We start from the raw sequence: 19,575 nt of genomic DNA, 5'->3' as shown, positions 1-19,575 counted from the left end.
CGGGGCGCCTTTCTTACCTTCCGAACACGTTGTTTGGCGTCCAGGTGAACCGCTCGCCCTGCTTGCCCCATTTCATCATCAGGCAAGAGGTTCCGTATTTCTGGAAATACTTGATGTTGAGCGGATACCAACCGGCCTTGGGCACCTCAACCTCTGTGCGTTGATTGGCTTCACAGCCCTGTCGACCATTCACATAGCCGATCTGCTGACCGCCGACCCAAGCGTCAATGCCGTCATTGGACCATGTTTCCAATTCATAGATACCAGGCGAATCGAACTTGATATAACCGGTGACTTCAGCCGCCACATTGAACGCCTGATTGTAAGTCAGAACCGGGTCCCCTTCATTCGTGTCGCGATAGTCGAGCCCAATTAAAGGCGGGCCAGGCTCGGCCTTTTTCAACAAAAACTCAACTTTTGACAGGTTCTGGATTTTGCGCGGCGGGTTTCCCTCCCACGCATATTTCACATTCAAACCCGCTTTTGGGCTTGGCTGAGGATTGGCAGGTTGCAATTTCAGCGGCGCGGACACAGCCATCCCGGCGATCATCGCCAGGGTCACGGCCAGCGCTCCGGTCTGAGCGAATTTCATGGTCTTCTCCCTGAGTGTGGTCCCATTGGGGTTAATCCCCATTTTGGTCAGGACATTGGATAAACACTAGGATGTGAGAATTAACCTCGCAAGACAGTTAAAATTCACATTTGCGCTGTTAGGCACGCAAATCCTTGGGCGAATCCATCACCACATAGGACGTGATCGAGGTCACATGCGGCAATGTACCCAGCACTTCGGTGTGGAACGTTTTATACGAGGCAAGGTCCGCGCACTCCACCCGCAGCAGGTATTCAATCGTTCCGGTAATGTTGTGACACTCCACCACTTCAGGTGCACGCTGCAAAGCGCGTTCGAACCCTTCTTGTGCAGCTTTGGTATGCTCGCCCAGACCCACGCCGATATAGGCGACGAACCCAACACCCAACGCCGCCGGATTAAGAACCGCCCGATAGCCTTGGATGACACCCACGCGTTCCAACTCCTGCACCCGCCTCAGACAGGCCGAGGGAGACAGGCCAACCCGGTCGGCAAGCTCCAGATTGCTGATGCGCCCGTCGCGTGACAGCTCGCGCAATAAATGTTGGTTTATTTGGTCAATCTTCGCCATTAATTGCGAAACTTAGAAAAACTTGCGCGATTTCGCAATTTCATTTGCTGTGGATCGGACAATTATCCTGCAATGACCTATGATCTGCTTTTCGCATTGATGATGTTTGCCTTCGTCTCGTCCATCACGCCAGGGCCGAATAACCTGATGCTGATGGCCTCGGGTGCGAATTTCGGGTTTCGCCGCACCGTCCCGCATATGCTGGGCATCGGGATCGGGTTCACCGTTATGGTTCTATTGGTGGGGGCCGGTCTGGCGCAGGTCTTTATGCGGGTCCCCCTGCTGTATAGCGCACTGAAAATTCTGTCCGTCGCCTATCTACTTTGGCTTGCATGGAAAATCGCTTACGCCGCGCCAGCGACCAGGGGCGAAATCGCAGGAACGCCCATGACATTTGGGCAAGCCGCCGCTTTCCAGTGGGTCAACCCCAAAGCGTGGACAATGGCCTTGACGGCGACGACGGTCTACACGCCCAACCACACGATGGGCGCGATCATCACTGTTGCTTTGGTGTTTGGTGCGGTGAACCTGCCCTCGGTCAGCACATGGACAGTACTGGGACAGCAGATGGCCCGGCTGCTGACAAACGCACGAAGGCTGGTGGTGTTCAACTGGACAATGGCCGCGCTTTTGGTCCTGTCTCTCTACCCGATCCTGTGGCCGGGCTAGACAGCCTTTTGGTGCGGAAAACTGCTGTTGAGTTGCATCCCTCGCGACGTCAGGTCATATAGCAATGAATTTCCGCGTTGAGAGGCGTCATGACCCAATATCTGGATTTCGAAAAACCCCTGGCCGAGATCGAAGGCAAGGCCGAGGAATTGCGCGCCTTGGCCCGCGCCAACGAAGAGATGGACGTGGCCGAAGAAGCCGCCGCGCTGGACGCCAAGGCTGTCAAACTGCTGGATGAGCTGTACAGCGATCTGACCCCCTGGCGGAAATGCCAGGTGGCGCGTCACCCCGAACGCCCCCATTGTCAGGACTATGTCAAAGAATTGTTTACGGAATTCACCCCTCTGGCGGGCGACCGGAACTTTGCCGACGACCTGGCCGTGATCGGCGGGCTGGCCCGCTTCAACGACCAGCCTGTCATGGTGATCGGTCACGAAAAGGGGTCCGACACCAAATCGCGGATCGAACGGAATTTCGGTATGGCGCGCCCCGAGGGCTATCGCAAAGCCGTGCGCCTGATGGAGATGGCGGGGCGTTTTGGCCTGCCGGTGATCACCCTGATCGACACCGCTGGCGCCTACCCCGGCAAAGGGGCCGAGGAACGGGGCCAGTCCGAGGCTATCGCGCGGTCGACCGAGATGTGCTTGAAGATCGGCGTACCGCTGGTCTCGGTCATCATCGGCGAAGGTGGATCGGGCGGTGCGGTTGCCTTTGCGACGGCCAACAAGGTGGCGATGCTGGAACACTCGGTCTATTCGGTGATCTCGCCCGAGGGCTGCGCCTCGATCCTTTGGAAGGACGCTGAAAAGATGCGCGAAGCGGCCGAGGCACTGCGCCTGACGGCGCAGGATCTGTATAAGCTGGGCGTATGCGACCGGATCATCTCGGAACCCAAGGGCGGTGCCCACCGCGATCGTCCGGCCACCGTGGAATCGGTGCGCGCAGCCATCACGGACATGCTGAAAGAGCTGGACGGCAAGGATGCCGCCGCGCTGCTTCAGCACCGCCGCCAGAAATTCCTGGATATCGGCGCGAAAGGGCTAGCCGCGTAGGCTTAGGGTCAGGACCCACTAATCTTGCGCCACTGGTTTGACTGATTTTGGTTCTGACAAGGCACATTCTTGCTGGAATAGTGGTTCTATTTCTAAAGGATGTAACGCAGTTCAGAGGCAAAATCAGTCAAATCCTTCGGACGCATGAACCGCTGCAAAGCAGCGGCTTTGATCGCTTGGAACTGACACCGCCAGTCCCGGCGCGCCCAAAAACCATTGCTTTTTTTTGCCGTTCGCGCGCCAGTGGTGCAAGATTAGTGGCTCCTGACCCTAGCCCCCCAACCGACGCAGCAACGCGACCGAGGGCGTGCCCGTCACCGGCAGGCCGTTGGCGCGTTGATAGGCGCTGATGGCGGTTTTGGTGTTATTTCCAACCACTCCATCCGCGCCCTGCGTGTCATAGCCCGCCGCGGTCAGGCGACGCTGCAACTCTTTCCGATCCTCCAAAGTCAGACCTGTCTTGTCCGGGCCGAATGAGGCCTGAAAGGGTGCGCCGCCGGCAATCCGGTCGGACAGGTGCCCAACACCGATCGCGTAGCTATCCGAGTTGTTATAGCGCTTGATCACCTGAAAATTGCGGAACACAGCAATGCGCGGCCCCGGCACCTGCGGTTGCAGCACCGCGACTGGCGTGCCGGACACAGTCCCAACCTCTCCCCCCCAAGGCTGGCCACGCACCCAACCCGAACGGGCAAGGTAGGCTGCGGTCGAAGCCAATGAGTCTGCCGGGTCATCAGACCAGATATCACGCCGTCCATCGCCGGTATGATCCACCGCGAAGGCCAGATACGAGGTCGGAATAAACTGCGTGTGCCCCATCGCCCCGGCCCAACTGCCGGTCATGCTGGCAGGGGTCGTGTCGCCCTCCTGTATGATCTGAAGCGCCGCGATCAATTGCTTTTCAAAAAAGGCGCCCCGCCGCCCGTCATAAGCCAGCGTTGACGTCGCCGAGATCACGGGTATATCGCCTCGCCGCGCGCCATAGCGGCTCTCCAGCCCCCAAACCGCGACCACAACCTCTTTGTCGACACCATATTGCGATTCAATCTGCGACAAGGTTCCGGCGTGACGCACCATCATTTGCTTGCCGGTCTCGATCCGTTCGTCCGAGGCGGCGATGGCCAGATAATCCTCAAGCGAGCGCTTGAATTCGACCTGATTGCGATCACGCTCGATCACGCCCGGCAAATAGCCCGCCCCCTGAAAGGCCCGATCGAGTGTGCTTTGCGAGATGCCCTGCGCCGCAGCGCGGTTTTTGAAGCTTGCGACCCAAGCGTCCCAACCTGCATTCGGAACAGCGCGCATCCGCGATGCGGGGGCGGTTGTCTGCGCCCCTTCCGTGCAAGCTGTCAAAAAGGACGCCCCGAGGCCGATGGAAAATACCCGACGATTGATCATGGCTGAAATCTGCTCTTGTTTTGATTGGAACCAGACTACAGCAGCGGCCGGACCCAAGCCAGCAAAGTGTCATCCATTCGCCCAGCAACAGGCCCTTCGGCGGTAAGCCGCCTAGCTGACCAGCATCCGCAGCCCCTGGGTCACGTCCGACCGCACAGCTAGACGCAATCCCGGCTCGTCCCCTGCTTTCAGCGCGGCGATAATCAGCTTGTGGTAATGCGGCGGCTCGGTCCGGCGCAAACGCCCATAAAGCGCGCGCATAGTCGGCCCCAACTGCAACCAGACCGTCTCGGCAATCGCCAGCATCGCCGGCGCTTGCGCCCGCAGATAAAGCGTGCGGTGAAACTCCAGATTGGTGCGAATATAGCCCACCGCGTCCCTTTTCGTGACCATTTCGGCCACGGTCATGTTGATGCTCTGCAACCGGTCGATCAGGGCAATATGGGCACGCGGCAAGGCGCGGCTAGCCAATTCGACCTCTAGCAGTGCGCGCAGGGCGGCAAGTTCTTCGATCCGGTCATTGGTCAACTCAGGCGTCGAAACGCGCCCGGACGAGGACAGGAACAGCGCCCCTTCGGCTGCCAACCGCCGCACCGCCTCGCGGGCGGGCGTCATGGATACACCAAACTCTTTGCCGATCCCACGCAAGGTCAGCGCGTGGCCCGGTGCAATCTCGCCATGCATGATCCGCGCGCGCAGCGCCCGATAGATCCGGTCATGTGTCGCGGTCTGCGAGTCGGAGGAACGAGGGCTCTGCATGTGCCCATGTGATCACATCCAGTCCCGCCGTCAACTCGGCGGGCTATCAAATCTATAGTGATGAAGCTGCGCCCCGTTGTCGCGCAGCCAGCGCCTTTGATCCCGGTAGTCGCCGAAAATCCTTTCCACCTGCGCCCAGAACGCTGGAGAATGGTTCATCTCGACCAAATGTGCCACCTCGTGCGCGGCGACATAATGCAGGATCTCGGACGGGGCGAGGATCAGACGCCAGGAAAACATCAACCCGCCCGCCGAACTGCATGAGCCCCACCGCGACCGCGTGTCCCGGATGGTCAGGCTAGAATAGTCCCGCCCCAGCATTGCCGCATAATCATCACAGGCCTCAGTCAGCCGGTCGCGTGCCAATTCCTTGAGGAACCGAGCCAGCCTGCGCCCCTCCGACCCTTTGGGCACCGCGATCTCACCGCCCACCAAGGCAACGCGACGCCCCTGTGCCTCAACGATTCGCCGGTCAACCCCTTCCACCGGTATGCTCTGACCGATCTGAACCTGTTCGGGGTCAGGACGGTCTTGCAGGTGCTGCCTGATCCAATCCTCCTTGGCGCGCGCAAAACTCAGCGCTTCGGCCTCGGGCACCCCTTGCGGGTAGGTCAGCGTAACCCGCCCGTCCAGTTGGGAAATCCGCAGGCTGATCCGCCGCGCACGCGCCGATTTTCGCAACGTCAACGGGACCCGAGGCGTTCCCGGTAAGGCGTGATCCCCCATGGGTCGGTTTCTCCTGCTCAAAGGCTTTGACAGTGCCCGCTGCATGTGGCACGTGACCGGAATCGTTATTACGACTCACCTGATATCAAGGGGATTTCACATGCCCAAGGAAGAATGGGGCGTAAAGCGCGTTTGCCCGACAACCGGCAAGCGGTTTTACGACCTGAACAAGGACCCGATCGTCAGCCCCTATACCGGCGAGATCGTGGAACTGGACACCGGCAAAAGCCGGATGATTGCTGCTGACGCGGAAGATGCGGCATCGGCCAAAGCGCGCGAGAAAGCGTCGGACGAAGACCTGGTTCTGGACGATGACGACAATGTCGATGTCGATCTGGACGATGACCTGCTGGATGATGATGACGACAGCAATGATGATGTTTCGCTGGACGACATCACCGACATGTCGTCGGAAGACGAAAACTGATCCCGTTCAGAGGCGACCCTGCGTCGCCTCGAACCATCCCGGATATTGGGGCGAAAGTTTTTTCCAGAATTCCTTTTTTGGACTTGCACTCATCGCCGCCGTCTCATAAACGTCCGCCCACTGCCTAAGCAGTACCTTGATGGGGCCTTAGCTCAGTTGGGAGAGCGCTTGCATGGCATGCAAGAGGTCAGGGGTTCGACTCCCCTAGGCTCCACCAAAACCTAACAATACAACGAGATAGCAAGCATTAGAGCGGTGTGACACACAGGTGTGACACAAAATGAAGCTGTATGCGTATCTTTCACTGTCCAGACACGGCATCTATTACTTTCGTTGGCCCCTACCCGACACGACACCAAAACCACACACTAGTCCAAACATCGCACGCAGAACCCTACGTGTGTCGTTGCATACGAGATGCCCTAAAGAGGCTGGTACTCTGGCACGGCGTCTTGCAGTGTGCGGCGATACAATAACAAAGCACATAGAAGCATCGGGCATGAACCACGGCGAACTGCGTACAAAGGTACATGAGCACTTCACGGAAGTACTGAAGAAGGCAAAGGCACGTATCCCTCCCTCAGTTGAGCAAATAAACCGAGCGGACAGATTGCAAAAACGTGATCTGTCTGCCGCTGCACGGTTATAGATTGGATTAGATACAAGATGTGTATCCGAGCCTAATAGGTATGTCTGATATATACATTTAGTACTGATACTTAGATGCACTCTTAAGTATCACATGCTTAGTATAATCCTTACTGTATTACCTGAATATGCATATTAATGCTCTCGATAGCCGATACTAGATGCTGATAACTATTACCAATATGTATATACTAAAGATGTACATAATATGGTTTGGTAAATAGCAAAGTTTAGTACTAAGTTACCTATGCAGTGCAAATCAGCCAACATAAACCGAATAGGTTAGCGATAGTAATCACTATGTTAATGCACCTTGTATTAACACAGTACGGTCATTAACCGTATCTATTTATCTTTTAATAGCTTCGACACTGCACTCGGTTAAATTCTGTAGTTGAAAACCCACGAGCGAAAGCAGCCTCACAACCAAGTCAAAGAGACTGCATCAGGTACAGAACAGCACGTTGACACTGACTTGTTCTATAACTGGAATGCAATTGAGAGACCTTCCGTCGTGAGACGAACTGTATGGCGTTGTCACGGGCGCTCCCGTGCAGTAGCGTCCAGCCCCATGGTCATCCGGCGATAGTCACTTGTGCTATTTGTTAGCGTTCTAATCATCCTGACCAGCCTTGGCAGCGTCGCTCACGCTCTATCAAATGGTTGCGCTGGCCTTCACTGTCAGGACCATATGCATCCTGCTGAACACTCTGCAGTGGAAAAGAGCAGCGGGGACATCTCGGCTCCAAGTAATCACCAAGACCCAGAGAGTTCAGGAACTGGAGAGTGCAATCCCTTTCCTGCCGAGTATCCGACAGGTTTGTGCCCGCATTTCGCAACCCGGATTGCAGGGTCCGAACCGACATTCCCAATGCTGCCGCTGTTTCCGGAATACCAAATTCGTAATCTGCAAAGTCAAAAGGCCGCTAAAAGCCGACCTTGTGTGCCTATAGTGAGATGAAAAGCTTGGCTGCTAAAATCACCGACATACGATGCTGGCTAAAGATATATGTACTGAATGGAGTTAAAGATGTGCTTTTCAGCTACGGCAAGTTTTGTCGCGGGGGGAATATTGTCCGTTGCCGGTGCAGCTACCATGATTTCTGCATACAGACAGAAGTTGGGGCGTGGCCTAATATTCCTGTCATCTTTTCCGTTAGTTTTCGGTTTACAACAAAGCCTTGAGGGTTTGGTCTGGCTCGGGATATCCGACCAATTGTCTTTGAGACTTTTAACGATAGTAAACTATGGCTTCATTTTTTTCGCGTTTTTCTATTGGCCTGTTGCTGGCCCAACTGCAGGTTTTCTGATCGAAAAGCGAAAGTGGCGTAAGCACTTATTCGGTGGACTTATCATTGGTGGCTTGGCTGTGGGAACTTACCTTATGTTGAACGCAATCAATCACCCCGTACCTCCCACCTCTAGCGATGAATGGGGAGGGCATATTTTGTACCTACAAGGTATGACCCTTATCCCAAACATCCAATACATTTACTTCTTTACTGCATGCACTGCGCTAGCAGCCTCATCGAACCCCACCGCTTTCAAGTTTGGCCTAGCGCTTACAGCGTCGTTTCTCGTCACGCTCTTCGGTTATGAATTGTTTGTTCTACCTTCGGTGTGGTGTTTCTTCGCTGCGCTTTGCAGCATCGTCATTTCATATGACGTTCTTCGAGGTAAGACTGTACAATACTTAGAGAAGCAGAGTGATGATCTTCGGGCCATTGTCTGACGGACGTATCACGGGTGCTGTCAGACTAGTTCGAACCAGTCTCAGTTTGCTGCGGAAACTGCGAACCTATCCGGTGATCACGTACATTCGTGAAATTAAACGTGCCAACGGGATAAATTGAGGACAGAACCATGAAAAAGATCATAGTGCTCGCACTCATGGCTGCCCTTCCCAGCGGCGTACTGGCGCATTCCAAGGTCGAAGAAACAACCCCTGCCAACGGAGCCACAATAACCAATGTACCCGCTGAAATTGGCCTCAACTTCTCTAAGGACATCCGGCTGACACGGATAGAGATGGCCCATGAAGAACACTCGGCAGTAAGCCTAGATTTGGGCGACCAGACAAGTTTTGGTCAAGAGTTCACGATCCCGCTGCCGAGCAATGGAACAGGCACCTATGTCATCGAATGGCGTGGTTTAGGTGAAGACGGCCATGCGATGCAGGGCGAGTTTTCCTTTACAGTCGAATGAGCATGCCAGACATTTGGGGTATTGCCACGATCCTCGCAAAGCTGGGGCTCTACATCGGCTTTGCGGGGTCCACCGGGCTTGTAATTGTTAGTTGCCTCTATTCCGGCGTTGTCGCACCGATAAACCTCGGGATAAAGCGCCAAGCCAGGGCCTTAGGGTGGCTCGCTCTCGCCGCAACGGTTGTTGGTTTCATGCTTCGTGGAGCCGCCTTAACAGGCGGAGTTGACGGCATGGTCGATCCAGAGATGCTTGGTCTGCTTTGGCAGACATCCGTGGGCGACGCCCTTGTCTACCGCCTTATCGGCGCAGTGATGATCCTTGTGGGGCTGTCTGTTCCTCGCTTTGGTCAATGGATCGCATTGTTGGGTGGCACGGTGGCTTTGTGGTCCTTTGCTCAGATCGGGCACGTGCCCGAACTAGAGAGTTTTGGCGTCCAACTCTTGCTCCTGTTGCACCTGCTATGCGCAGCCTTCTGGGTGGGCATCTTTAGCCCGCTGCGGAGTATGGCTCTCAAGCCTGAACACCTTACAGATGCTGCCGAACTTGGTCATAGGTTTGGGCAAACTGCCGCATTCGTTGTACCGGCCTTGATCGGTGCGGGCCTATGGATGGCTTGGTTACTTGTCGGCAATCTCCAAGGGCTCTTGTTCACCGTCTACGGGCAGGCACTGTTGTTCAAAGTGTTCCTTGTGGGGCTGCTGTTGATCCTCGCCGCCGCGAACAAGCTCCGATTTGTTCCGTCCATGCAAAGTGGAGAGGCTAAAGCAGCACAACACCTCGCTCGGTCTATCGAGGTCGAGGCAATAGTCGTAATAGTGGTTTTGGCGACAACGGCGACACTCACCAGCGTACTAACACTTCCGAGTTAAGGTAGGTAGAGATGAACAAACACCTGTGTGCACTCGCTATATGCAGTATTGGTACTAGCGTTGCTGCAGATCATGAGTTGTTAGATAGAGACCTAGCGAATGGGCAGGAACTCTACGCAGAACAGTGTGCCTCATGCCATGGAGCTAATCTGGAAGGCCAACCCAACTGGCAAACACCCAGTGTTGACGGAGTGTTACCTGCACCACCACATGACGTGACAGGGCACACATGGCACCATGATAACCAGCTATTGTTTGAGTATACCAAACAAGGTGGAGCAGACGCATTGGCAGCACGCGGTATCAAAGACTTCAACAGTGGCATGCCTGGCTTTGAAGGCACCCTGACTGACGAAGACATATGGGACGTGCTGGCCTACATACGCTCCAGGCGCGCAGGCTAACACCCGGTTTGCGTAACTGCGCGCATCGCCTTTTCAGGGCGTGCGACGGCCGCGCTCAGGGCGGCAGGGTGAGACACCTATTCGAAGATAGGAGCGATCATTCAAACAGGGCACCACTTCCTGTTCGACCACCATCGATATGGGAGAACGAAATGGCGGACTTGGAAGCGAAAATTGAGCACGCTCGACAGCGGCTCAGGGATCTTCAGGCACAGGCGCAAAAACAGAAGCGCCGCAACGAGACGCGAAGGAAAATCATCTACGGCGCCGCTTTGCAAGAACACCTCGGGCAATTGGAAGCCTCGAAGAGGGAGGCCACCTTGGCATGGTTACACAAGAGAATTACTCGGCCCACCGACCGGCGTTTTTTGGGGCTGCCAGATGCCTTGAAAAACGGCGATCCTGAAAAGAAAGCTTGAACCCTATTTGCACCCGCTACTTTTTCCAGGCATCGAATTCGGCAGGTAGGAGACTGTAAACTTGTTCCTTGCTCATCGAATGCATGTCGAAATTCATTTGCAACTGTTTCGCCACCTTGGTCGCCAAGCGTCTGGCGCTGCCAGGGGTTTCTTTGCCAAGCGCCTTTTTCTTCATAGCTCCGCTGTCGGCATCCAAGTACATTTCGACCGACACCTCCAACAAAGCCGGTGTTGTCAGGAAATCCTTGTCGGAGGTATAGAGCTGCTCGATTGCATCGGAGTGCTCATACATGGGCCGAGACAAGAACAGGCGCGCAGCAGTCTCTCCCAGTTGCCTGTGAAGCCAGAACGAAATGAAAGCCAGATGCCTGTAGTAACGGAACTTGTTGTAGGCGAGAGGAATATACCGATAGGTACTCCATAGATCATGTGAGTCTCCCCGACTGGATCGCTTCAGCAATTGAGGGAGATAGACCGCCGATATCCAAGCCCATAGTCCCACATTCGAATACTGGACCTTGGACAATTCGGCAGGAAGTGTCTCGTGAAGATAGTGGCCGAATTCGTACCTTGAATCGAAGACCATGGAGTCATCGATTGGGTCAGCTCCAGGCACCTCTCGAACCAATTCTGAAGCCCCAGCGATTTTTTCAACCATGGAAAAGAAATCTTCGGAAACCTTCGCTGGCTGCGAAGATTTCACCTTTGCCCTCTCCGCATCCATCAGTTCCTGAAAGGCGGTTGCACCATCCGAATTGAACTCGCAAAGCGTTCTCTCCATTACAAAATCTCCTCGATCAGGGTTTTGCCGTCCCGCCATTTCTGACTGGTGAACGCAGCAACGATCTGTTCGACGAGGTCGAGCCTATCAATGTTGTCTGCATCGTTGAGATGGGCAGCTTCTTCTCCCTCGAGGGGTATTGCGAGCCGTTGCTGAATAAAGCTCACCCACTTTGCCAATAGAGAATCCTCGTCAATGTCCTTGATGCTGTCAAATCTCAGAAGAATTCCTGTGGCGACACTTCTCACGATCTCGGGGAAGACATGTGCGGCGAACAGTGGATCGTCGACGAATTTGTGGAAATAGTCGGCGTGCACGAACACCTCGAAGTCTCCTTGCCCATCCCAGCCGACTTGCCAAATGCGATCCCCAATGCTTGTTGAGGGCTTGGGATGGAAGATACCCTGGTTCTGTTCTCCTGAGCCTTCGTCCCCGCTGCCGGTATGGAGCCTTACACGCCCACCTGTCGCGGCGAGGATCTTCCCTGAAGCATCTATAGAACGTGAAATCACCTTCAGGCGAAATTCCAAGTTTGCTCCATCCGGGATCTCATCCAACTCGATTTCATCCTCGGACCTGTATTCCGGAAGCACATGTCGACGAATGTCGCCAAGCGCGAAGACATCGAGAACAAACTCCTTGGGTTCTTCTTTGTCGAGCTTGCACTCTTTCTCGATCGCGGCCCTGTCGAATTTTGCATGTATTCGGACAGTTTCCCCTTGGCGGTCAAGGAGTTGTAAAGAGAAAAGCTCGCTTTTCTGTTTGATCCGAGCTCGACCAGTGAAATTATGCGTGTCGTTGAATTCAAGCTGAATGGTCATCGGCTAACCTCATCACAATTTAATTCTCGGATGGATCAGCAAGTCCCGGTTTCCATCGAAACCTTTTGCTGAAACCCGAAACTCCGGCTGGAGCAACTCAACGGTGAAGGTATTCTCCGACGCCGAAACAATTTTTGCTGCCCCTTTTGGCGAAATCTCGATTGGAATGGTCTTTCCAAATTGGAAATCAATTTTGCTGTAGTCCCGCCATGATCTGCTTTTTCCGAGAGCCGATACATATGCCGCTTTCACGGAAACTTCGACCGGGAAGGCAACTTCCTCTTCTTCGAACAGTTCGGCAATGTTCCCAACCGGGAGCAGGTCGAAACCCGGGTTCTCTGTATCCCTTTCGACCCGAATGGCAGGCGACCTCTTCACTGGGGGGATGTCATCCGGTTCCTCCGACTTTTTCCGCTTCTGTCCACGTTTCTTCTTGGAACCAATCCCCATCGGTTCCATTACAGAGAAGATATCATCTGCGAAATTCTCGTATGTGTTCGCATCCTCATCTTCCCGAGAAAGGATGCGATACATGTATGCTGGGAGATCCATCACAAACCGCAGCGCCCAATCGGATGTGAAGCTTTTTTGTTCATTGAACCGATTCAGGAACCACCTCGTATGCGCCGGCTCTTCGGCTTCCTTGAGGTAGTCCGACATATCTCGATCTTCAGCGATCAAGAAGCAGGTGACATTCTTTGCCGGGATGTTTGAGGGTTGCCTCGATATGATGATCTGGTTCCGGATGAATTGCGCATTATCGGTCAGCTTGTAGTCATCTTTTTTGAAATATACTTCGACCAAACCGACTTGCTGCTCTCCATCAACGGTCTCGAATTTCAGGCTGAAACTGAACCCAACCAATTGACCTTTCTCGAATGCAGAAAACATCCTTCCAAGGTTGTCTTCCGAAAAACAATCCTTGGTAACTGCCCCCCGGGTGTCTCCATGGGCTGTGTGTGTCATGATCGGCTCATTACCAGCAAACCAGTTTGGCTTCCCGCCGGTCTTGAGTTCAAGGATCTCCCGCACAATTCCGACGCGGTGTTCAGTGTCCGAAACAGCTTTCCTGAGCCGCTCCCCTTTATCTGCAATATGCGTGATCACTTCTGATAGGTTTTCCGCGCACACCGTCGTCGTCTCACCGGAAAGGCGATCGACGACTTCGACAACAAGATCACCCTTCAGGATGGGCCAGTAGTAATCGCGTACCGTCGCAAGGAGAAGCCCACCGCTGTCGACTGAACTGGGAATGCCCGGGATGAAGACCGACAAGCCGCTCTCGTCACGCTTCAAGGAGAACTCGGACAGGAACCTCTCAACGTCAGTAGTTTCCTCGATTGGCATGAACTTTTCATTGCCGCCTTCATGAACCGATTGGCCAAATCGGCCGTAGCCGAGATAACTGCTTCCGTTCACTCGATGATAGGGCAAGTTCGCAAAGCCAAGAAGATACCTCTTCTGATCATCGCTGCGCTTTGTCACCGCCAAAAACAGCGACATCCCGGAAATACGAGTAAGAGTGGTTTTGCCAACGCCGTGACTGCCGCTGGATCCTTTACCCTTGCCACTGATCCCATCGTTCCACCAGAAGCCGACGAAGTTGGATCCCGAATGAGCGTTGCTCTTGTCAGTTTCGCCGATAAGGCCCTTGGTGCCTTCATCTTCGATAATCAAACAGCGAAGCTCCCTTCCGGCAAAGCTCTCCGCGAATTTTCCCAGATCGATGCTCGACAGGTGGTTGTCAACGGTCTCTCCTGCTTGACCAGTCCGGAGGAATGGCTCGAGGGTTTCCCATGGGAACGAGGCCAACGAAAGACGCACTCTGACCGGCTTCGTCGGATCAAGAGCTGCGTCCAATGAGTTCTGGACGGCTTCTCGAACCAGAGCCGTCGAAGCATCCTGATCGTTGAAGAACTCATTCAGTTTCGAACTTGAATTGCTGTGCTCTGGGCCGGCCTTTGGAAAACTCCACATCACATCTTCCTAATTTACAATTTGAAATCTTGGGCCGAGGCGCGGGTCTGTGCAAAACGCCCCTTCAATGCTCTCATTTCATCGTCGAGCGCCTTCATGATTTTCCGAACATCACCATCATCGAACGAGTAGTTGTTCCTGTTCGAGAGGTTTCCGATGAGGCGGAGATCCTTGATCGCCTTGTTCACGCGCTTCTCGGCGAGTTCCTCAAATTTCTGTCGCTTGTCTCGTTCAACCATCGGCCGTCACCTCCAATTCGCGTGGCGCTCGACTCATATAGTTACTCAATATTGAAAATATCAACTACATATGAAAAATGTAGTTACCATTTTCGAACTGAACACTATTTTCGACCTAAGTGACTACCCCTTCGTCGCTTGTTTCAACATGCTGGAAACCGCGCTTGCGATCTGAAATGCCAGATACGGAGGCACTGCATTGCCCACCTGATGGTACTGGGCCGTTCTGCCCCCATGGAAGAAATAGTTATCAGGGAACGTCTGCAACCTGGCTGCCTCTCGGACCGTCAAGGATCGACACTGTGTAGGGTCAGGATGAATGAAATAATGCCCATCCTTTGAAATATGACTCGTCACCGTGGTAGAAGGGCGGCTACCTACCTGAGTCCGGAATCGATCAGCAAAGTGCCCTGTTCCACGGTTCTTATGATCAGGTTGCAGAAAATCAGGGAACTCAGACAATTTCGGAGCCTTCTGATGCTCCTCTGCAAAGATGGAAGAGAACAGGTAACGCCCGAGATCGCCGGTGATGTGCCCTCTGGTTTCATGATGAAGGACGGCCTCCAGTTTTTCGTCCAATAGCCATTCTTCCAGATCCTTCGGAAGCTGATGACCATCAGAGTAGGCTCGCGCCTGTCGTGCCAATGGAAGCTCATTTGTCTTGGCAATTCGTCGGGCACGTTTCCTGACTTCTTCAGGCACATCCCTTGCCTCTGAGATCTCCTTTGCCTGGCCTCGAACTGCATCGATCCAAGCTTCCAGTTGATCACCTCGGCTCAGCCCGCTCCGAACACGTGGGATCCCGGAGAGCGCTCTTTCAACGGTCGTTTGCCGATCTCGGCGCACAAGGAGGGGTTCCTCCCCGAAGTCCAAATTTTCAGAGATATCTTTCCGCACGCCGACCACGATCACCCTGTGCCGGGCTTGCGGTACACCGTGATCTTCTGCGCGGAGAATGAAGTCTCGCGCCGGAGGGTGCCCCACCCCGAGATGTGGCGCAGCAGTCAGCGGAATCAGGGTGTAACCTCTTCCAGCCCCAGCAAGATCATCCAACACTCGATGGAAGATTCCCCCGCCATCAACCTTGCTCGACAGCATTCCCTTGACGTTTTCCATCACGAAGGCTACCGGTTCGAGACGCTCCAAGATGTTCACGTATTCTTTATAGAGATAATGCCGGTGATCGTTTTCGAGGACATAGTCCTCTTTGCCCTTGTTGCGCGATCTGCCAGCCAGTGAGTAGGCTTGGCAGGGCGGACCACCAATCAGGATAGTGTTTCCTTGGTAGTCTGCGCGAACCTTGTCGAGAACCCCTGCAATTTCGTCAAAAACACCGGCATCCCCCAGAACCAATTGCCGGACTTCCTGCTCTGCGTGTTTCCATTCTTCCGGATAGAGTTCCGACCAGTTGGGAAATTCCAGACCCCCATTCAGTGCCGCATAGTACTCCTTTGGAAACTCTTCGCCAAAGCGGCGCAGAAAGGAGCGCAGACGCAATGTCTGCACGGCGTTGGTCTCCATTTCCACAGACAGATGGATTTTCATGCTGATGTCGCCATCACGGCCTGCCTGAGTAAACCCCTCGCCAAGCCCTCCCGGCCCCGCAAACAGGTCGATTATTGCGAATTCACTGCTCATCTACGTCCCTTCTTTGTATTATTCTTTTATCTTCAAGAGCATGATGTGCGCCAGGGCAAACCTGTCACGGCGAGAATGGGATCACATGGCAGACATAGTAACACCCGAAGTGCGCTCCAGGATGATGTCGCGCATTCGTGGTCGAAATACCAGGCCGGAGGTAGTTCTGCGAAAGGCCCTTCATCGCAGAGGATTTCGATTTCGACTGAATGCCAAAAAGTTGCCTGGTTCACCGGACATCGTGCTGCCGAGGTGGAAAACCGTTCTGTTTGTTCATGGTTGCTACTGGCACCGCCACCCAGGGTGCCGGAAAGCCACAACTCCTTCCAGCAACGTCGAATTCTGGGCAAAAAAATTTCGCCAGAATGTGGAAAGAGATGCGCGCAACATCCGCGACCTTCAGGAGGCCGGATGGCGTGTGGGTGTAGTCTGGGAGTGTGCCATAGGCAGCGAGCCACCGCCCGGTTTGATTATTAAGGTGGAAGAGTTCATTGAGGGTGGGCAGCCTGCCCGGATGGATTTCGAGTGACGTGCGACGTCCTTGGCGTTGGCCTCAAAAAAATCAGAGTGTGTGGAGCAGAATGTGGAGCAAATTGTGTAGCAAGCCAGGGCAATCCACACCTTCCCAACAGTAGATCAACACGCTTTATTGTTATAAAGCAATGATATATATTATTTTTCCTGCGGGGAAAGTGGTGCCCGGGGGCGGAATCGAACCACCGACACGAGGATTTTCAATCCGGCGCTAATTCTAGCAAATCAAACACTTACAAAACCGGGGTGCGTCAAACCCCCGACGAAACATCAAAGACTTACCGCGAAAGTGTCAAACCGGCTGAAGCCGAACTGACAAACGAAAACCCCGGCGCGACGGCAATCGCAACCGGGGTTAAAGACGTTATGGAAGGCGTCTGTTCTTACAGTGAACATATCGCGGCTTTCCCCATATTGGCAATGCATTGGGGGGTGCTGCTGTGAATATTTCGACGCAAATCCCCGACAATATCAAACGTGTTTGCCGCTCGATCGGATACGCCGCTTGGCTGGATGGCACTGACGCATGGTTCGGCCTTACGGTAATCCTGCGAGCACGTCTGGATGCGCGGCAGCGCGTGGCCCTGGCATTCGTGGCTCTCAAGGCTCTGGACCGTGACGACGCGGTAAATGCGGCTGAGGCGGCGCTAGGCACTGGTGCGGGACGGCCCCCTGCCCCGTTCTTTAACTTCATGGATGAGGCAGCGTTCTGGGCGGATTATGCCGACCCGGAAGAACTATACGCTTATTGCCTTGCCAGCTTTAAGCGCATGAAATCCGCGCGGCAGGCAGCATTCCTTGAACATGTGCAAAGGAGGCAAGCGGCGTGATGCGTGATTTTGCTGACATGGCGTTGAAACTGGATGCACACGGCGCCGAGTTTCCCAATGAACGGTCGGATCGTTTGCCTACAGAGTTCGTCTGGCGCGACCCTTCCACTATTCCGCCCCGTCCTTGGCTCTACGGGCAACACCTGATCCGCAAACAGATATCGGTGACGGTCGCACCCGGCGGCGTCGGGAAATCGTCTTTGACGATCTGCGAAGGGCTGACAATGGCCTCCGGCCGCGACCTACTGGGTGATTGGACCGCATCAGACCTAAATGTCTGGATATACAACCTGGAAGACACCCGAGACGAGATGAACCGGCGCATCATCGCGGCCATGCAACATCACAACGTCGCCTCCGAGGAAATCTCAGGGCGTCTATTTGTGGACACGGGCCGGGAACGCGAACTCAGTACCGCCATTCAAACTCGTGAAGGCGTCCAGATCGTCAAGCCGGAAATGGAGGCCTTAGCCCAAGAGATCGAAGCGCGCGAAATCGATGTTCTGATTATCGACCCGTTCGTGTCGTCGCATCAGGTGGGCGAGAACGACAACGGCGCAATCGACCTTGTGGCAAAGGAATGGGCGCGGCTGGCAGACCGTTGCAATTGTGCAATCGAACTTGTGCACCACACTCGCAAAACCAACGGTGAAGAAGCAACAACCGAAAGTGGGCGAGGTGCAACCGCGCTTTTGGCAGCGGCGCGTTCCGGTCGGGTGCTTAACAAGATGACAGAGAGCATGAAGGCTGAAGCGGGTGTGAAAGAGGACCCGTCTACCTACTTTGCAGTGACCCGCGACAAGGCAAACCTTGCCCCCACTGCTGGTCGTGTCTGGCGGCGCTTAGCTTCAGTCCACTTGTCAAACGGTGACAGCGTAGGCGTAGTCGAAGTCTGGAATTGGCCCGGTACCTTTGATGGAATTTCATTGGCCGACCTTCTTGCTGTGCAGAAAGCTCTGGATGGAAAAGGACTACGGTATTCAGACCAGGCTCGTGAGGACTGGGCAGGCCTGACTATTGCGGAAGTCTTGGCACTTGATGCCTGTTCAGACCGCATACGCATCAAAAAAATGATCGAGGCATGGTTGAAATCTGGTGCCTTGAAGAAGGTCAAATTGTTGGATGCAAAACGTATGGAACGCCCGTGTTTGGAGGTAGGTGAATGGGCAAACACATAAGTGCGACACCCACCCCGAAAGCGGAGGTGTGGTGGGGTGTGGCAAACATGCAGAAAACAGTCGCCACACCACCGCCCCCCTAAAGGGGGCGGGCGGTGGTGTGGCGTGCCGCACCTCCATTGAGCGAGATACGGTGCAGTACTCAATGATATTTGTGAGAACCGAACACCAAACACTACGCGCATCATGGGGTTTGCCGAGTATGTTAACAATTGTTGGGGTTTTTGATGGGGCGACCGACAAAGCTAGAAGTTGAGTTACGCTCGCTCTTTCAAAGCGATCCCATTGATTGGCGTGAAATTCGGTCACGTTGGCGACCATGCCCAGCAGAGGCGCACAAGCATCCAGACTATCGTAGGGATTGCTCACAGTGCCACGGTGTAAATTGCAAACGGATGGCTGAGCTGGGCTTGAATGATGCCAGGGAACCCTTGCCTAAGACAGAGCGCCCAACATGCGGCGCTAGGACCCGAGCCGGTGGCCAATGCCAAGCCCGGGTAGTACCTGGAAAACGGCGTTGCAGGTTGCATGGCGGCCTCAGCACCGGCCCAAAGGGGAAGCGAAAAGCTAGAGCCAAAGTTGAAACAGAGGATGACTAAAGGGAGGCGGTGCAATACCTCCGTTGCACTGCCGGTGGAGCACGCAATCCGTACCCATCAGATTCCACAACATCGCTCACAATGGCGATGCCCCACGAGGCATCACCCAGACTGCGAAGAGAAGCGTGACCCGGATGAGCGACAGTGATCCGATACAATGAAAGAAAACGAGCTTGACCCAAACGCCCAATTAGAGAAGCGGACATTTCAGATCTGCGGTTCGAATAGAGAGCCGAACT

22 protein-coding genes and 1 tRNA gene are annotated in these 19,575 nt (G+C 54.4%); 13 read left to right on the top strand and 10 right to left on the bottom strand.

Annotated features, from left to right (window positions below; all coding sequences use genetic code 11):
* Positions 1 to 13: 13 nt before the first annotated feature.
* On the bottom strand, positions 14 to 592 hold the full coding sequence (locus tag ACR0DB_RS18610; RefSeq protein WP_170775195.1) for a PA14 domain-containing protein: 579 nt from the start codon (positions 590 to 592) through the stop codon (positions 14 to 16).
* A 118-nt stretch (positions 593 to 710) separates the two neighbouring features.
* On the bottom strand, positions 711 to 1,163 hold the full coding sequence (locus ACR0DB_RS18605) for an Lrp/AsnC family transcriptional regulator (RefSeq protein WP_170775197.1): 453 nt from the start codon (positions 1,161 to 1,163) through the stop codon (positions 711 to 713).
* Positions 1,164 to 1,235: 72 nt separating this feature from the next.
* Between ACR0DB_RS18605 and ACR0DB_RS18600 the strand changes: the two genes are divergently transcribed.
* Positions 1,236 to 1,832, top strand: coding sequence for a LysE family translocator (locus ACR0DB_RS18600; RefSeq protein ID WP_480552459.1), 597 nt, complete (start codon positions 1,236 to 1,238; stop codon positions 1,830 to 1,832).
* 89 nt (positions 1,833 to 1,921) lie between these two features.
* Positions 1,922 to 2,884 carry an acetyl-CoA carboxylase carboxyltransferase subunit alpha gene (locus ACR0DB_RS18595; protein WP_480552458.1) on the top strand — a complete coding sequence of 321 codons (963 nt, stop codon included), beginning with the start codon at positions 1,922 to 1,924 and terminating at the stop codon, positions 2,882 to 2,884.
* Between the two features lie 270 nt (positions 2,885 to 3,154).
* Here the strand turns inward: ACR0DB_RS18595 and ACR0DB_RS18590 are convergent, their stop codons facing one another.
* The 3 genes from ACR0DB_RS18590 to ACR0DB_RS18580 form a co-directional block, all read right to left on the bottom strand.
* Positions 3,155 to 4,282, bottom strand: coding sequence for a lytic murein transglycosylase (locus tag ACR0DB_RS18590; protein ID WP_480552457.1), 1,128 nt, complete (start codon positions 4,280 to 4,282; stop codon positions 3,155 to 3,157).
* A 111-nt stretch (positions 4,283 to 4,393) separates the two neighbouring features.
* Positions 4,394 to 5,041 carry a GntR family transcriptional regulator gene (locus ACR0DB_RS18585; RefSeq protein ID WP_170775205.1) on the bottom strand — a complete coding sequence of 216 codons (648 nt, stop codon included), beginning with the start codon at positions 5,039 to 5,041 and terminating at the stop codon, positions 4,394 to 4,396.
* Between the two features lie 30 nt (positions 5,042 to 5,071).
* Positions 5,072 to 5,767: a M48 family metallopeptidase gene (locus tag ACR0DB_RS18580; RefSeq protein WP_170775207.1), complete on the bottom strand. Its 696-nt coding sequence runs from the start codon at positions 5,765 to 5,767 to the stop codon at positions 5,072 to 5,074.
* Positions 5,768 to 5,867: 100 nt separating this feature from the next.
* Here ACR0DB_RS18580 and ACR0DB_RS18575 point away from each other — a divergent pair, with 100 nt between their 5' ends.
* The 7 genes from ACR0DB_RS18575 to ACR0DB_RS18545 all read left to right on the top strand — a co-directional run bounded on the left by ACR0DB_RS18575 (position 5,868) and on the right by ACR0DB_RS18545 (position 10,739).
* The gene (locus ACR0DB_RS18575) at positions 5,868 to 6,194 is read left to right on the top strand and encodes a TIGR02300 family protein (RefSeq protein ID WP_170775209.1); all 327 of its coding nucleotides are present in this window, start codon (positions 5,868 to 5,870) and stop codon (positions 6,192 to 6,194) included.
* 141 nt (positions 6,195 to 6,335) lie between these two features.
* Positions 6,336 to 6,411: transfer RNA gene (locus tag ACR0DB_RS18570), tRNA-Ala, on the top strand.
* A 1,449-nt stretch (positions 6,412 to 7,860) separates the two neighbouring features.
* On the top strand, positions 7,861 to 8,574 hold the full coding sequence (locus tag ACR0DB_RS18565; protein ID WP_480552456.1) for a DUF6629 family protein: 714 nt from the start codon (positions 7,861 to 7,863) through the stop codon (positions 8,572 to 8,574).
* 131 nt (positions 8,575 to 8,705) lie between these two features.
* Positions 8,706 to 9,047, top strand: a complete 342-nt coding sequence (locus tag ACR0DB_RS18560) for a copper resistance CopC family protein (RefSeq protein ID WP_480552455.1) — start codon at positions 8,706 to 8,708, stop codon at positions 9,045 to 9,047.
* Positions 9,048 to 9,049: 2 nt separating this feature from the next.
* Positions 9,050 to 9,916 (top strand): CopD family protein, encoded by an 867-nt coding sequence (locus tag ACR0DB_RS18555; RefSeq protein WP_480552454.1) that lies wholly within the window; start codon positions 9,050 to 9,052, stop codon positions 9,914 to 9,916.
* 11 nt (positions 9,917 to 9,927) lie between these two features.
* Entirely contained in the window at positions 9,928 to 10,320 is a 393-nt protein-coding gene (locus tag ACR0DB_RS18550) for a c-type cytochrome (protein WP_480552453.1), read from the top strand.
* A gap of 152 nt (positions 10,321 to 10,472) precedes the next feature.
* A complete protein-coding gene (locus tag ACR0DB_RS18545; RefSeq protein WP_480552452.1) occupies positions 10,473 to 10,739 on the top strand; it encodes a hypothetical protein in 267 nt (88 codons plus the stop codon).
* Positions 10,740 to 10,755: 16 nt separating this feature from the next.
* On the opposite strand, the gene ACR0DB_RS18540 is transcribed toward ACR0DB_RS18545, so the two are convergent.
* From ACR0DB_RS18540 to ACR0DB_RS18520, 5 genes are all read right to left on the bottom strand, one after another.
* Positions 10,756 to 11,520: a hypothetical protein gene (locus ACR0DB_RS18540; protein ID WP_480552451.1), complete on the bottom strand. Its 765-nt coding sequence runs from the start codon at positions 11,518 to 11,520 to the stop codon at positions 10,756 to 10,758.
* Positions 11,520 to 12,341: a hypothetical protein gene (locus ACR0DB_RS18535; protein WP_480552450.1), complete on the bottom strand. Its 822-nt coding sequence runs from the start codon at positions 12,339 to 12,341 to the stop codon at positions 11,520 to 11,522. The genes ACR0DB_RS18540 and ACR0DB_RS18535 overlap by 1 nt, the downstream gene beginning before the upstream one ends.
* 12 nt (positions 12,342 to 12,353) lie before the next feature.
* Positions 12,354 to 14,318, bottom strand: coding sequence for a hypothetical protein (locus ACR0DB_RS18530; RefSeq protein ID WP_480552449.1), 1,965 nt, complete (start codon positions 14,316 to 14,318; stop codon positions 12,354 to 12,356).
* A gap of 14 nt (positions 14,319 to 14,332) precedes the next feature.
* On the bottom strand, positions 14,333 to 14,557 hold the full coding sequence (locus ACR0DB_RS18525; protein ID WP_480552448.1) for a hypothetical protein: 225 nt from the start codon (positions 14,555 to 14,557) through the stop codon (positions 14,333 to 14,335).
* Between the two features lie 123 nt (positions 14,558 to 14,680).
* Entirely contained in the window at positions 14,681 to 16,195 is a 1,515-nt protein-coding gene (locus tag ACR0DB_RS18520) for a DNA cytosine methyltransferase (protein ID WP_480552447.1), read from the bottom strand.
* Between the two features lie 85 nt (positions 16,196 to 16,280).
* Here ACR0DB_RS18520 and ACR0DB_RS18515 point away from each other — a divergent pair, with 85 nt between their 5' ends.
* From ACR0DB_RS18515 to ACR0DB_RS18500, 4 genes are all read left to right on the top strand, one after another.
* Positions 16,281 to 16,724 (top strand): very short patch repair endonuclease, encoded by a 444-nt coding sequence (locus ACR0DB_RS18515; RefSeq protein WP_480552446.1) that lies wholly within the window; start codon positions 16,281 to 16,283, stop codon positions 16,722 to 16,724.
* A 445-nt stretch (positions 16,725 to 17,169) separates the two neighbouring features.
* Positions 17,170 to 17,559, top strand: coding sequence for a hypothetical protein (locus ACR0DB_RS18510; protein ID WP_480552445.1), 390 nt, complete (start codon positions 17,170 to 17,172; stop codon positions 17,557 to 17,559).
* Positions 17,559 to 18,737 (top strand): AAA family ATPase, encoded by a 1,179-nt coding sequence (locus ACR0DB_RS18505; protein ID WP_480552444.1) that lies wholly within the window; start codon positions 17,559 to 17,561, stop codon positions 18,735 to 18,737. The genes ACR0DB_RS18510 and ACR0DB_RS18505 overlap by 1 nt, the downstream gene beginning before the upstream one ends.
* Before the next feature lie 227 nt (positions 18,738 to 18,964).
* Positions 18,965 to 19,336: an HGGxSTG domain-containing protein gene (locus ACR0DB_RS18500; protein ID WP_480506666.1), complete on the top strand. Its 372-nt coding sequence runs from the start codon at positions 18,965 to 18,967 to the stop codon at positions 19,334 to 19,336.
* Positions 19,337 to 19,575: the final 239 nt, after the last annotated feature.

The sequence above is a fragment of the Ruegeria sp. AB6 genome, assembly GCF_056542685.1.
Note: the sequence above shows the minus strand (reverse complement) of the source record. Positions and strands in the feature narration are given on the sequence as shown.

Coding starts and splice junctions, on each gene's coding strand:
- ACR0DB_RS18605 (WP_170775197.1), bottom strand. CDS start 1,163: ATGGCGAAGATTGACCAAATAAACCAACATTTATTGCGCGAGCTGTCA.
- ACR0DB_RS18595 (WP_480552458.1), top strand. CDS start 1,922: ATGACCCAATATCTGGATTTCGAAAAACCCCTGGCCGAGATCGAAGGC.
- ACR0DB_RS18575 (WP_170775209.1), top strand. CDS start 5,868: ATGCCCAAGGAAGAATGGGGCGTAAAGCGCGTTTGCCCGACAACCGGC.
- ACR0DB_RS18505 (WP_480552444.1), top strand. CDS start 17,559: ATGCGTGATTTTGCTGACATGGCGTTGAAACTGGATGCACACGGCGCC.
- ACR0DB_RS18535 (WP_480552450.1), bottom strand. CDS start 12,341: ATGACCATTCAGCTTGAATTCAACGACACGCATAATTTCACTGGTCGA.
- ACR0DB_RS18580 (WP_170775207.1), bottom strand. CDS start 5,767: ATGGGGGATCACGCCTTACCGGGAACGCCTCGGGTCCCGTTGACGTTG.
- ACR0DB_RS18555 (WP_480552454.1), top strand. CDS start 9,050: ATGCCAGACATTTGGGGTATTGCCACGATCCTCGCAAAGCTGGGGCTC.
- ACR0DB_RS18600 (WP_480552459.1), top strand. CDS start 1,236: ATGACCTATGATCTGCTTTTCGCATTGATGATGTTTGCCTTCGTCTCG.
- ACR0DB_RS18525 (WP_480552448.1), bottom strand. CDS start 14,557: ATGGTTGAACGAGACAAGCGACAGAAATTTGAGGAACTCGCCGAGAAG.
- ACR0DB_RS18550 (WP_480552453.1), top strand. CDS start 9,928: ATGAACAAACACCTGTGTGCACTCGCTATATGCAGTATTGGTACTAGC.
- ACR0DB_RS18530 (WP_480552449.1), bottom strand. CDS start 14,318: ATGTGGAGTTTTCCAAAGGCCGGCCCAGAGCACAGCAATTCAAGTTCG.
- ACR0DB_RS18515 (WP_480552446.1), top strand. CDS start 16,281: ATGGCAGACATAGTAACACCCGAAGTGCGCTCCAGGATGATGTCGCGC.
- ACR0DB_RS18500 (WP_480506666.1), top strand. CDS start 18,965: ATGGGGCGACCGACAAAGCTAGAAGTTGAGTTACGCTCGCTCTTTCAA.
- ACR0DB_RS18565 (WP_480552456.1), top strand. CDS start 7,861: ATGGAGTTAAAGATGTGCTTTTCAGCTACGGCAAGTTTTGTCGCGGGG.
- ACR0DB_RS18610 (WP_170775195.1), bottom strand. CDS start 592: ATGAAATTCGCTCAGACCGGAGCGCTGGCCGTGACCCTGGCGATGATC.
- ACR0DB_RS18590 (WP_480552457.1), bottom strand. CDS start 4,282: ATGATCAATCGTCGGGTATTTTCCATCGGCCTCGGGGCGTCCTTTTTG.
- ACR0DB_RS18585 (WP_170775205.1), bottom strand. CDS start 5,041: ATGCAGAGCCCTCGTTCCTCCGACTCGCAGACCGCGACACATGACCGG.
- ACR0DB_RS18560 (WP_480552455.1), top strand. CDS start 8,706: ATGAAAAAGATCATAGTGCTCGCACTCATGGCTGCCCTTCCCAGCGGC.
- ACR0DB_RS18545 (WP_480552452.1), top strand. CDS start 10,473: ATGGCGGACTTGGAAGCGAAAATTGAGCACGCTCGACAGCGGCTCAGG.
- ACR0DB_RS18540 (WP_480552451.1), bottom strand. CDS start 11,520: ATGGAGAGAACGCTTTGCGAGTTCAATTCGGATGGTGCAACCGCCTTT.
- ACR0DB_RS18520 (WP_480552447.1), bottom strand. CDS start 16,195: ATGAGCAGTGAATTCGCAATAATCGACCTGTTTGCGGGGCCGGGAGGG.